Source organism: Leifsonia shinshuensis, assembly GCF_031456835.1.
Taxonomy (GTDB): Bacteria; Actinomycetota; Actinomycetes; order Actinomycetales; family Microbacteriaceae; genus Leifsonia; species Leifsonia shinshuensis_C.
Map to the genome: position 1 here is coordinate 1,655,260 of NZ_JAVDVK010000001.1, position 11,891 is coordinate 1,667,150.

Sequence of the window (11,891 nt, forward strand, 5' to 3'; positions counted from 1 at the left end):
ATGCCCGGCACAGCATCCCCTGCATAGACTGACGGCCTGATGCACTCACGCCTGCTCGACCGCTGGAACGCGATCTCACTCCGCACGAAGATCACGGGCGTGACCGTGCTCATGCTGACGCTGGGGCTGCTCGTGACCGGCATCGGCACGATGTCGATGCTCAAGCCGGTGCTGCTGGACCAGCTGGATGCGCAGCTCTCCGCGGCGTCGGGTGCGTCGTACCTGAACACCTACTTGTTCAAGACATCGTCGGGCGCCGACCAGATCGCGACGGACGCGAGCCCGTCGGACTACTTCGCCGCGCTCTACGACTCGGACGGCCACCTCGTCGCGCACAACTGGGACAACATCCCCTACGCGCACCGGCCGGCCATCCCCAGCAGCCTGACCGTCGCGGAGGCCAAGAACATGGCTCCCGGAGGGTTCAACCTCCCGAGCAACGACGGCCGGACCACGTACCGGGCGCTGGCCACCACGCAGACCTTCGAGGGAAGCGGCGAGCTGGCGACCGCGATCGTGGCGACGACGACCTCCCAGATCGATACCGTGATGGCGAGCTTCCTCGCGATCTTCCTCGGCTTCGGCGTGATCGTCATCGTCGTCGGCGCGGGACTGACCCGGATGCTCGTGACCACGACGTTCTCGCCCCTGCGCGAAGTGGAGCAGACGGCGGCGGCGATCGCGGACGGCGACTTCAGTCAGCGCCTCGGCGGCGCGACGCCCAACACCGAGGTCGGCCGGCTGAACCGCTCCCTCAACACCATGCTGAACCGGATCGACCGAGCCTTCACCGACCGCGCCCGCACGATCGAGCAGATGCGACGGTTCGTCGGCGACGCGTCCCACGAGCTGCGCACACCCCTCGTGTCGGTGCGCGGCTACGCCGAGCTGTACCGGATGGGCGCGCTGCAGACGCCCGAGGACGTCGCCCAGGCGATGGACCGCATCGAGAAGGAGGCGATCCGCATGGGCATCCTCGTGGAGGACCTCCTGGAACTCGCCCGCCTCGACGAGACGAAGCCGCTCGACCTGCACCGCGTCGACCTGGTGAAGATCGCGCAGGACGCGGCGATGGATGCGATGGCCGGCTCCCCCGGCCGCGTCGTGACCGTGCTCGTCCCCGAGCCCGCCGCGCCTGAGGAAGAGGAGCTGGACGAGCCCGGTGTCGACACGGTGCCGATGACGTTCGCGGACGCGAGCGGCCGTCCGTCGAACGCCACCGGTCCGATCTCCTTTGCCGGATCGGCGCTCGCGCGGCTGCGCCGCGGGCGCGGCCGCCGCGGCACCGCGACGGAGCCGCTGCCGATCACGACCAGCGAGCGCGTCGTGCTGACGCGCCCCGCGCCGTCGGAGCCCGCGATCGTCATGGCGGAGGAGAACAAGCTCCGCCAGGTCGTCACCAACCTCATGGGCAACGCCCTCCGCTACACGCCGGAGGGAAGCCCGATCGAGATCGCCGTGCGCGTCGACCACCGCACCGAGCGCGCGACGCTCGAGGTGCGGGACCACGGCGAGGGCATCCCGCCGCAGATCCGCGAGAAGATCTTCCAGCGCTTCTGGCGCGCCGACACCTCCCGCGCCCGCGAGACGGGCGGCAGCGGCCTCGGGCTGGCGATCGTCTCGTCGATCGTGGCCGCCCACAACGGCACGGTCGACGTGGTCGACACGGAGGGCGGCGGCGCGACCTTCCGCGTCTCGCTGCCGCTGGCGGCGTCTGCCGCGGCGCCGGGCGCGATCGCGCCGTAACCTGCGGCCCCCGGACGCTCGTGCCTCGCGGGCCGCCGCCGCGTCCGCTCGTGCCGCGAGTTGCGACATCGAGTCACCACTCGCGCGCGATTACGACGACAACTCACGACTCGTCGCCAGGGGTCAGCTCCGCCTCCCCGCGAGTTGCGACATGTAGTCACGACTCGCGCGCGATTACGACAACAACTCACGAGTCGCGGCCCGGCGCTGTGCGCTCGCTCGACGGACCATCGCGAGTTGCGACATCAAGTCGCCACTCGCGCGCGATTACGACCGCAACTCACGGCTCGGCGCCGCGGGGCGGGCGCCCGAGACACGGAAGAGGGCGCCTCCCCGAAGGGGAGACGCCCTCTGTCAGTCGGTCGGACTGGACTCAGAAGTCCATGCCGGCGCCCGGGTCGCCGACCGGCGCCGGGTTCTTCTCCGGCTTGTCGGCGACGACGGCCTCGGTGGTGAGGAACAGGCCCGCGATGGACGCGGCGTTCTGCAGCGCCGAGCGGGTGACCTTCACCGGGTCGTTGATGCCCGAGGCGAGCATGTCGACGTACTCGCCGGTGGCGGCGTTGAGGCCGTGGCCCACCGGGAGGTTGCGGACCTTCTCGACGACGACGCCGGCCTCGAGGCCCGCGTTGATCGCGATCTGCTTCAGCGGAGCCTCGATGGCGACCTTGACGATGTTCGCACCGGTCGCCTCGTCACCGGTCAGCTCGAGCTTCTCGAAGGCGGTCTTGCCGGCCTGGATGAGGGCGACGCCACCACCGGCGACGATGCCCTCCTCGACGGCGGCCTTCGCGTTGCGCACGGCGTCCTCGATGCGGTGCTTGCGCTCCTTCAGCTCGACCTCGGTGGCCGCACCCGCCTTGATGACGGCGACGCCGCCGGCGAGCTTGGCGAGGCGCTCCTGCAGCTTCTCGCGGTCGTAGTCCGAGTCGGTCGACTCGATCTCGTTGCGGATCTGCTGCACACGGCCGGCGATGGCCTCGGGGTCGCCCGCGCCCTCGACGATCGTGGTCTCGTCCTTGGTGATGACGACCTTGCGGGCCTGGCCGAGCAGGTCGAGGGTGACGTTCTCGAGCTTGAGACCGACCTCCTCGGAGATGACCTGGCCGCCGGTCAGGATCGCGATGTCCTGCAGCATGGCCTTGCGGCGGTCGCCGAAGCCCGGAGCCTTGACGGCGACGGACTTGAAGATGCCGCGGATCTTGTTGACGATCAGGGTCGCCAGGGCCTCGCCGTCGACGTCCTCAGCGATGATGAGGAGCGGCTTGTTGGCCTGGATGACCTTGTCGACGATCGGCAGAAGGTCCTTGATGTTGCTGATCTTCTGGTTCGCGATGAGGATGTACGGGTCCTCGAACACCGCCTCCTGGCGGTCCTGGTCGGTCACGAAGTACTGCGACAGGAAGCCCTTGTCGAAGCGCATGCCCTCGGTGAGCTCGAGCTCGGTGCCGAAGGTGTTCGACTCCTCGACGGTGACGACGCCCTCCTTGCCGACCTTGTCGATCGCCTCGGCGATGATCTCGCCGATGGTGGTGTCGCCGGCGGAGATGGACGCGGTGGCCGCGATCTCCTCCTTGGTCTCGACCTCCTTGGCGGAGGCGATGAGCTCCTCGGTCACAGCCGCGACGGCCTTCTCGATGCCGCGCTTCAGCGTGATGGGGTCGGCGCCGGCCGCGACGTTGCGCAGGCCCTCCTTGACCAGGGCCTGAGCGAGCACGGTCGCGGTGGTGGTTCCATCACCCGCGACGTCGTCGGTCTTCTTCGCGACCTCCTTGACGAGCTCCGCGCCGATCTTCTCGTACGGGTCGTCGAGCTCGATCTCCTTCGCGATGGAGACGCCGTCGTTCGTGATGGTCGGGGCGCCCCACTTCTTCTCGAGGACGACGTTGCGACCACGCGGGCCCAGGGTCACCTTGACCGTGTCGGCCAGGGTGTTCAGGCCGCGCTCGAGGCCGCGGCGCGCGTCCTCGTCGAAAGCAATGATCTTTGCCATGTGTTTCTCGTCCCTCCCGGACGTCTGCGAAAGATTCCGTGTTTTAGCACTCAGACAGATGGAGTGCTAAACAGATTCTGGCACTCGTGGCGGTGGAGTGCAAGCGAGGGGAACAGCGAAGCGCCGCCCCTCGCGGGACGGCGCTCCTGTTGCTGCTGGATCGGTGTCAGGCCAGTCGGACCGATTCGGCCTGCGGGCCCTTTTGCCCGGAGCCGACCTCGAATACGACCTGCTGGCCCTCTTCGAGAACCTTGTATCCCGCCATGTCAATTGCGGAGTAATGAACGAAAACGTCCTGTCCCCCACCTTCGACGGTGATGAAGCCGTAGCCCTTCTCAGCGTTGAACCACTTCACGGTCCCGTTCGCCATGCATTACTCCCATTGCTGTGTCGCTCGCACGGTCCATCGCCGCACGTTGAGTGCGATCCTAATGCGTGCAATACGGGGCGGCGCCAGCGATTTCGTGAATCCGTATCGAAATGCCGCCAAAGTTAAACACGTGCGTAACAAAGAGGAGCGGACGGCCCCTGAGGCCGCTCAGCCGGCGTAATTCGCGCCCACCACGACGGTGATGTCGGCGCCGGTGTCGGAGAACGCGGTGCTCTGCTGGATGGTCGCGCCCGGCAGCGACTGCGCGACGCCGAGGGCGGCGGCCTGGTTCGCTGGGTCGCCGTAGTACACGATGGTCTCCGCGAGGTCGGTCTTGTCGGCGTTCGCGAGCGCGCCGACCTTCCAGCCCGCCTTGGTGAGCACGTCGCCGACCGTGCCGGCCAGTCCTTCGCGGCTGGTGCCGTTGAGCACGTTGACGGTCAGCGCGGGGTTCACCGTCGGGACGATGGTCGGCGTCGGCGTCGCGGTCGGCGTCGGCGTCGTGGATGCGGTGCGCGAGGCGGACGCCCCGGCGCCGTGGAACGAGATGCTGCCGTTGACGAGCGACAGGCCGAAGATGCCGGCGCCGACCAGCAGGACGGTGGCCAGCGCGGCCCACCCGACGGCGATCCACGCGCGGCCTCGGGGACGGGGCGCCCGGTGCGCACCGACGCGCGTCAGGTCGTCCGGGATCTCGTCGAACCGGTCGCGGGGGAACTTCTCTGCCATCGGGGAGTGTGGTCCTTGGGGGTCAGTCGCCGGACGGGAGGGTCCGTGCGTGTCGTGCGGCCAGCCTCGCCTCGCGGAGCCGCAGCAGCCTCTTGACGAGCATGGGGTCGTGGCGCAGCGCCGCCGGACGGTCGATCAGCGCACCGAGCAACTGATAGTACCGAGCCGCCGAGAGACCGAACTCCTCGCGGATGGCCTGCTCCTTGGCTCCGGCGTGCCGCCACCATTGGCGTTCGAACGCGAGGATCGCGGCATCCCGATCGCTCAGCTGTTCCGTGTCCGAGGGCTCGCGGTCGTCGGCGGGCCGTCCGTCGGCTGACCGGGCCACGCGCACCGCCTTCCCTCGTCACGGATGCCGGGCCCCACCGGCGTGCCGGTCGCGCCCCGCGCTCGCACGTCATCCTAGGGCGCTGGTCCTGTGGTTTTCCCGTTCCCGCTCGGCACGTCGCGGTTCGCGCGCGCGGTCGCCGGATCGGGAACAGCCGGTTCAGGAAGGCCGTTTACCCTGGTGACGACGAAAGGGAGTGGCATGGCACACGACGGCACGAGGCAGGACGGCTACCAGATCGCGAAGAGCGAGGACGAGTGGCGGCGCGAGCTGACCCCGGAGCAGTACGCGGTGCTGCGCGAGGCCGGGACCGAGCGTCCGTGGACGGGCGAGCTGCTCGACGAGAGCCGCGCCGGCCTCTACACCTGTGCGGCGTGCGGCGCGGAGCTCTTCGCCGCGGGAACCAAGTTCGACTCCGGCTGCGGCTGGCCGAGCTTCTACGAGTCGGTGCGACCGGAGGCGGTCGAGCTGATCGAGGACACCAGCCTCGGGATGGTGCGCACCGAGGTGCGCTGCGCCAACTGCGGATCGCACCTGGGACACGTCTTCCCGGACGGTTTCGGGACGCCGACCGGCGACCGGTACTGCATGAACTCGATCTCGCTGAACTTCACCCCGGAGGCCTGATGAGCGGAAGCGCGACGGCCGCTGCCGGGGGCGCCCCCGAGACCGGCGGCGCGGATCTGCCCCGCCGGGTGGCCGCCCGGCGCTCCTACTCGCGGGTGACCCCCGACGCGCCGACGCACGAGGAGCTGCTGCCGCTGGTCGCGGCCGCGGGACGGGTCGCGGATCACAGCGCGCTGCATCCGTGGCGCGTCATCGAGCTGCGCGGCGAGGCCCGGCAGCGCCTGGGCGACGCGTTCGTGCGGGATGCGAAGGCCACCGGTCACGAGGCGGAGAAGCTGGCCGCGAAGCCGTTGCGCTCCTCTCTTCTGCTCGCCATCGTGGCGGTGCGGACGAAGAGCGAGAAGGTGCCCGGCTGGGAGCAGGACGCGGTCGCCTCGGGCGTCGCGCACATCCTGAGCCTGCTGCTGCACGACGCCGGCTGGGGCGTGATGTGGCGCACCGGCCACCACACCCGGTCGAAGGCGGTGCACCGGATGCACGGGCTCGCCAAGAACGAGCGGCTGCTGGGCTGGCTGTACGTGGGCGGCATCCCCGCGGACAGCAAGGAGGGGCACCGCACGTCGCTCGACCCGTCGCGGTTCCTGTCCGTGCTCGACTGAGCGCGCGGGCGTCCCGAGAGCTCAGGCGGGAGTGCGCCGCCAGCCCCAGCGGATGCTGGCGATGGCGACCGCGACGATGGCGAGCAGGGTGCCGCCCACGGTCGAGAACGCGAGCACGTGTCCGGCGGTCGGGAGCAGCAGGTCGAGCAGGAGCGCGGCCACCAGCTGGCCGGCGACGGTCGCGAGCCCTAGCAGGAGCACACCGGTCTGGCGCACGAGCAGCGCCGTCACGCCGATGAAGACGCAGCCGATCGCGCCGCCGACGTAGAGCCACGGCTCGGTCGGCACCTGCTTCGGCAGGCCGACCATCGCCCAGTGGCCGAGCATCAGGACGAGCAGCACGGTCGTCCCGACGGCGAAGTTGATGAAGGTGGCGCTGAGGGCGCTCTCCGCGACCTGACGCACCTGGCCGTTGACGGCCTGCTGCCAGCCGGTGCCGAGACCGGCGATGAACGGCAGGATCATCAGCCAGACCGGCGCACTGCCGCCGAACTGCGCGGAGACCGCCCAGGTCACCGCTCCCAGCGCGAGGACGGCGCCGACCAGGCGCGCGGCGGTGAGCGGGCGCCGACCGCCGGGGCCGATCCCGACGCGGTCGAGCACCAGGCCGCTGATGGTCTGACCGGCGACCACCGCGACGGTGAACAGCGCGACGCCGAGCGCCGCGGCGGCGAGCCCCTGCGAGAGCACCAGGAACGATCCCGCCGCACCGCCGCACACGTACCACCAGCGGATGCGGTGGGTGCGCAGCGCATCCCGCACCCGGGCGAGGCCGCGACGGCCCGCAGGGGCGATCGCCAGTCCGACGGTGAGGATGACGAGGCCGGAGCCGAACGAGATGGCGGCGGCCGTGAACCCGTCGCCGAGGCGGCTGCCGAGCTCGCCGTTGATCCGCGACTGCACGGCCACGAGACCGCCGCACAGCACCGCGAAGACGAGCGCGAGCCACAGCGGGAGGGAGCGAGGGGTCACTCCCCCTACCCTAAGCCCGGGCTGGATGCGGCTCCGGGGCCGCCAGTCCTCGGGTGCGCTCAGGGAGCGGGCGCGCCGCCGTCGGTCGGCTCGGGGTCGGGCAGCCAGTCGATGTTCTCCTCGGGCGCGACTTCCTTCTCCTCGCTGAGGTCGCGGTCGTCGTTCTTCTTGTCGCTCATGCCGTCACCTTACGCCGGGCCGCTCGCCGGTCCAGGCGTGTCCGCGAGCGCGCCGAGGGGCGACTCGATCGCATCCGCCACCTCCCGCAGGAAGCCCGCCGCGACGCCGCCGTCGGTCACGCGGTGGTCGAAGACGAGCGACAGCTGCAGGATGCGGCGCGGCACGATCGCGCCGTCGACCACCCACGGCCGTTCGATCGCCCGGCCGAGGCCGAGGATCGCGACCTCTGGGTGGTTGATGATGGCGGCGCTACCGTCGACGCCGAGGCTGCCGTAGTTGTTGATCGTGAACGTCGACCCGGTGAGGTCGGCGGGCGGCAGCGAGCCGTCGCGCGCGGCGCGGGCGAGACCGTCGAGTTCGGCGTCGAGTTCGCGCACCGAGAGGCGGTCGGCGCGGCGGACGACCGGGACCAGGAGACCGCGGTCCGTGTTCGCGGCGAAGCCGAGGTTGACGCCGTCGAAGGTGACGAGGCCCTGGCCGTCCGGCGTGACCCGTCCGCCGAGTTCGGGATGCCGCGCGAGCGCGGACAGGGCGAAGCGGGCCACGAAGGAGAGGAACGAGGGCGCACGGCCGTCGCGCACGAGCCGGCGGCGTCCCTCCCACAGCTCGGTGGCATCCACGTCGACCCAGACGGTCGCCTCGGGGATCTCGGAGCGGCTGCGCGACATAGTCTCGGCGACGGTGCGGCGGAGGCGGGAGAACGGGGTCGTGGCGCGGAGGGTGAGGCCGGTGCGGGGGTCGGTGGGGGCGGTGGTGTCGGTCCTCTGCTCGTCCGGTGCGGCGACGGTCGGGCGGGTCCCCAGCGTCTCGGGCGCCGTCGCGAAGGCGGCCTCCACATCCCGGCGCGTGACCACCCCGTCGGAACGGCTCGAACGAAGCGTGGCCAGGTCGATCCCGTGGCTGCGGGCCAGCGCCCGCACGACAGGCGAGACGACGGGCACGATGCCCGCCGGACGGGACGCGAAGCCGGTCGATGCGGCCGGACGGGACGCGGCACCGGTCGCTGCGGCCGGACGGGACGCGACGCTTGCGCCGGTCGCCGCGGCCGGACGCTCGGCGGTGACGGTCCCGGCGCGCGTGACGCGGTTGCGGCGGCCGCTGTGCGCGGTCGTACCGTAGCCGACGAGCACCTGGCCGGATCCGCCCGTTGCGTGCTCCTGCGCCGCGGGTTCCTGAGGCGCGGGTTCCTGCGGCGCGGCCGCCTCCTCGACCTCGATCAGCGGAGCGCCGACCAGGATCGTCTCCCCCTCATCCCCGTGCAGCGCTGCGACCGTCCCGGCGTAGGGCGACGGCACCTCCACGACGGACTTGGCGGTCTCCACCTCCGCGATCGGCTGGTCGGTCGTGACGGTGTCGCCGACCGCGACGAGCCAGCGCACGAGTTCGGCGTCGGTCAGGCCCTCCCCCAGGTCCGGGAGGGTGAACACCCGGGCGGTCACGCGTCCTCCCACTGCAGCGCATCCACCGCATCCAGCACGCGGTCGACGTCGGGCAGGTAGAACTTCTCGAGCTTCGGGGGCGCGAACGGGGTGTCGAAGCCGGTCACCCGCCGGACCGGCGCGAGCAGGTGGTGGAAGCAGCGCTCCGAGACGCGGGCGGCGACCTCGGCGGCGACGCCCGCGAAGCCGGGGGCTTCCGCGATGACGACGGCGCGGCCGGTCGCGCGGACCGCGGCGCACACGGTCTCGTCGTCGAACGGCGACAGGGAACGCAGGTCGATCACGCCGAGCTCGCGTCCCTCCTCGGCCGCCGCCTCCGCCGCGGCGAGCGCCACGGGGACCGACGGGCCGTACGCGATCAGGGTGGCGTCGCCGCCCTCCCGGGCGACGCGGGCGCGGCCCAGCTCGGGGAGCGGCGCGGCCGCATCCACCTCGCCGGTGGTCCAGTACAGCTTCTTCGGCTCCAGGAACACGACCGGGTCGGGATGCGCGATCGCGGCCCGCAGCATCCCGTACGCGTCCTGCGGGGTCGCGGGCGACACCACGGTGAGGCCCGGGGTGTGCACGTAGTAGGCCTCGGAGGAGTCGGAGTGGTGCTCGACGCCGCCGATCCCTCCGGCGTACGGGATGCGGATGACCATCGGCAGCCGGACGGCGCCACGGGTGCGGTTGCCCATCTTGGCGACGTGGTCGACGATCTGCTCGAACGCGGGATAGGCGAACGCGTCGAACTGCATCTCGACGACCGGGCGCATCCCGTTCATGGCCATGCCGACCGCCGTGCCGACGATGCCGGACTCGGCGAGCGGGGTGTCGAAGCAGCGGCTCTCGCCGAAGCGGGCGGTGAGGCCGTCGGTGATGCGGAAGACGCCGCCGAGGGTGCCGACGTCCTCGCCGAAGACGAGCACGGACGGGTCTGCGGCCAGGGCGTCGGCCAGGGCGCGGTTGAGGGCCTGGGCCATCGTCATGGTGACGGGGGCGGCGGCGGGGGCTGCCGGCTGGGCGTCGGCCGGGGTGGCGTCGGCCGGGGTGGTGGATGCGGCGCGCTCGGCGGGGGCGTCGTGCATGAGCGTCATCGGGCGACCTCCGCGGTGTCGGGGGTGGGTGCGGTGGATTCGGTGGATGCGCCGGCCGCGAGCTCGGCGGCCAGCTGCTCCGCCTGCTCCCGCAGGTGCGGGGTGGGGGTGGCGTAGACGTGGGCGAAGAGGTCCTCGGGGTGCGGCTCCGCATCCGTCATGATCGCCGCGCGCAGGTCGGCGGCGACCCGTTCGGCGTGCGCGTGCGCTTCCGCGTCGTCGCCCTCGCCGAGCGCGCCCTCCGCGGTCAGCCAGGTGCGCAGCCGCAGCAGCGGGTCGCGGGCGAGCCACGGCTCCACCTCGTCGGCGGTGCGGTACCGCGTGGCGTCGTCCGCGTTGGTGTGCGACTTGATGCGGTACGTGAGCGCCTCGACGAGGGTCGGGCCGCCGCCGTCGCGCGCCTCCCCGACCGCCTCGCCGAGCACCGCGAGCAGGGCGGCGAGGTCGTTCCCGTCGACCAGGCGGCCGCGCATCCCGTAGCCGACGCCCTTGTGGGCGATGCTCGGGGCGGCGGTCTGCCGGCTGAGCGGCACCGAGATCGCGTAGCCGTTGTTCTGCACGAGGAAGACGACCGGCAGGTGGAACACCGCGGCGAAGTTGAGCGCCTCGTGGAAGTCGCCCTCGCTGGTGGCGCCGTCGCCGCACATCGCCAGCACGACCGTGTCCTCGCCGCGCAGCCGGGCAGCGTGCGCGAAGCCGACCGCGTGCAGCAGCTGGGTGGCGAGCGGCGTGGACTGCGGCGCGACGTGGTGCACGGTCGGGTCGTACCCGGAGTGCCAGTCGCCGCGCAGCAGCACGAACGCCTCGAACGGATCGACGCCGCGGGCGATCACGGCGACGGTGTCGCGGTAGGTCGGGAACAGCCAGTCCTGCTCGTCCAGCACCATGGCGGCGGCGACCTCGCAGGCCTCCTGCCCGTGCGACGACGGGTACACCGCGAGGCGGCCCTGGCGCACCAGCGCGTCGGCCTGGTCGTTGAGGCGGCGGGCGAGCACGAGCCGGCGGTAGCCGTCCAGCATCGTGTCGGTGGACGGGATCCGGTGGAGGTCGTCCGGGTGGGACGCGCCATCCTGGTCGATGAGCCGCAGCGGGGTGTCGCCGGGCAGCAGATCGTCCGCGTGCATCTGTTCTCCTTCGAAAGACGTCGCTCACTCTCATGGTGACTTCGCCGGACGTCGAACGCTATGGGTCGCCCGGAGTCGAGACGAACGGATGCGCGCGGGCGCCACGAGTGACAGACTGTCCAGCACCATGGACGACATCGACGTACGCATCCTGGACGCCCTGCGCGCCGACGGCCGCGCATCCATCACGGCCGTCGCCGAGACGGCCCACGTCTCGCGCGCCAACGCCTACGCGCGGGTGTCGCGGCTGGTCGCCGACGGGGTGATCACGGGGTTCACCGCGAAGGTCGACCCCCGCCGGTCGGGGCGTGCGTCCTCGGCGTACGTGACGCTGCGGGTGGAGCAGGCCGACTGGCACGACCTGCGCGAACGGCTGCAGCGCATCCCCGAGGTGGAGCACTTCGCGCTCGTGGGCGGGGACTTCGACGTGATCCTGCTGGTGCGGGCGCGCGACAACGAAGACCTGCGGCGGGTGGTGCTGGAGGAGCTGACGAGCATCCCGTCCGTGCGCGACACGAAGACGTCGCTGGTGTTCGAGGACCACGACCTGCGGTGACGGCGCGTGGCCGGCGGCCGGCGGCCGGCGGCCGGCGGCCGCACGATCGTAGGTGTGAAACGTTCAAATCTCCGACGCAAGGCGTTGTGGCTGGAGATTCGGGCCGAATCCGCCCGAATCTCCGACGATCGGACGCGGATCTCCGACATGCG

The 11,891-nt window shown here is 71.4% G+C and carries 12 protein-coding genes; 4 read left to right on the forward strand and 8 right to left on the reverse strand.

Annotation, left to right across the window (positions count from 1 at the left end; translation table 11 throughout):
- The first annotated feature begins 39 nt into the window (after positions 1–39).
- Positions 40–1,746 (forward strand): sensor histidine kinase, encoded by a 1,707-nt coding sequence (locus J2W45_RS08070; RefSeq protein WP_310130608.1) that lies wholly within the window; start codon positions 40–42, stop codon positions 1,744–1,746.
- A 373-nt stretch (positions 1,747–2,119) separates the two neighbouring features.
- Here the strand turns inward: J2W45_RS08070 and groL are convergent, their stop codons facing one another.
- The 4 genes from groL to J2W45_RS08090 form a co-directional block, all read right to left on the reverse strand.
- Complete coding sequence (gene groL, locus J2W45_RS08075) at positions 2,120–3,739, reverse strand: chaperonin GroEL (RefSeq protein WP_175338331.1); 1,620 nt, start codon at positions 3,737–3,739, stop codon at positions 2,120–2,122.
- Positions 3,740–3,905: 166 nt separating this feature from the next.
- Positions 3,906–4,109, reverse strand: coding sequence for a cold-shock protein (locus J2W45_RS08080; RefSeq protein ID WP_115695343.1), 204 nt, complete (start codon positions 4,107–4,109; stop codon positions 3,906–3,908).
- Positions 4,110–4,277: 168 nt separating this feature from the next.
- Positions 4,278–4,838, reverse strand: a complete 561-nt coding sequence (locus J2W45_RS08085; RefSeq protein ID WP_310130612.1) for a LytR C-terminal domain-containing protein — start codon at positions 4,836–4,838, stop codon at positions 4,278–4,280.
- A 22-nt stretch (positions 4,839–4,860) separates the two neighbouring features.
- Positions 4,861–5,172: a DUF3263 domain-containing protein gene (locus J2W45_RS08090; RefSeq protein ID WP_396427078.1), complete on the reverse strand. Its 312-nt coding sequence runs from the start codon at positions 5,170–5,172 to the stop codon at positions 4,861–4,863.
- Between the two features lie 195 nt (positions 5,173–5,367).
- Between J2W45_RS08090 and msrB the strand changes: the two genes are divergently transcribed.
- Positions 5,368–5,793 carry a peptide-methionine (R)-S-oxide reductase MsrB gene (gene msrB, locus J2W45_RS08095; protein ID WP_310130615.1) on the forward strand — a complete coding sequence of 142 codons (426 nt, stop codon included), beginning with the start codon at positions 5,368–5,370 and terminating at the stop codon, positions 5,791–5,793.
- The gene (locus J2W45_RS08100; RefSeq protein ID WP_310130617.1) at positions 5,793–6,392 is read left to right on the forward strand and encodes a nitroreductase family protein; all 600 of its coding nucleotides are present in this window, start codon (positions 5,793–5,795) and stop codon (positions 6,390–6,392) included. The genes msrB and J2W45_RS08100 overlap by 1 nt, the downstream gene beginning before the upstream one ends.
- 21 nt (positions 6,393–6,413) lie before the next feature.
- On the opposite strand, the gene J2W45_RS08105 is transcribed toward J2W45_RS08100, so the two are convergent.
- The 4 genes from J2W45_RS08105 to pdhA form a co-directional block, all read right to left on the reverse strand.
- The gene (locus J2W45_RS08105; RefSeq protein WP_310130619.1) at positions 6,414–7,364 is read right to left on the reverse strand and encodes a DMT family transporter; all 951 of its coding nucleotides are present in this window, start codon (positions 7,362–7,364) and stop codon (positions 6,414–6,416) included.
- Positions 7,365–7,552: 188 nt separating this feature from the next.
- Positions 7,553–8,983: a dihydrolipoamide acetyltransferase family protein gene (locus J2W45_RS08110; protein ID WP_310130620.1), complete on the reverse strand. Its 1,431-nt coding sequence runs from the start codon at positions 8,981–8,983 to the stop codon at positions 7,553–7,555.
- The gene (locus J2W45_RS08115; protein ID WP_396427079.1) at positions 8,980–10,059 is read right to left on the reverse strand and encodes an alpha-ketoacid dehydrogenase subunit beta; all 1,080 of its coding nucleotides are present in this window, start codon (positions 10,057–10,059) and stop codon (positions 8,980–8,982) included. The genes J2W45_RS08110 and J2W45_RS08115 overlap by 4 nt, the downstream gene beginning before the upstream one ends.
- Positions 10,056–11,183 (reverse strand): pyruvate dehydrogenase (acetyl-transferring) E1 component subunit alpha, encoded by a 1,128-nt coding sequence (gene pdhA, locus J2W45_RS08120; protein WP_310130621.1) that lies wholly within the window; start codon positions 11,181–11,183, stop codon positions 10,056–10,058. Before pdhA ends, J2W45_RS08115 begins: the two co-directional genes overlap by 4 nt.
- A 127-nt stretch (positions 11,184–11,310) precedes the next feature.
- Between pdhA and J2W45_RS08125 the strand changes: the two genes are divergently transcribed.
- Positions 11,311–11,739 carry an Lrp/AsnC family transcriptional regulator gene (locus J2W45_RS08125; protein WP_310130622.1) on the forward strand — a complete coding sequence of 143 codons (429 nt, stop codon included), beginning with the start codon at positions 11,311–11,313 and terminating at the stop codon, positions 11,737–11,739.
- Positions 11,740–11,891 lie beyond the last annotated feature (152 nt).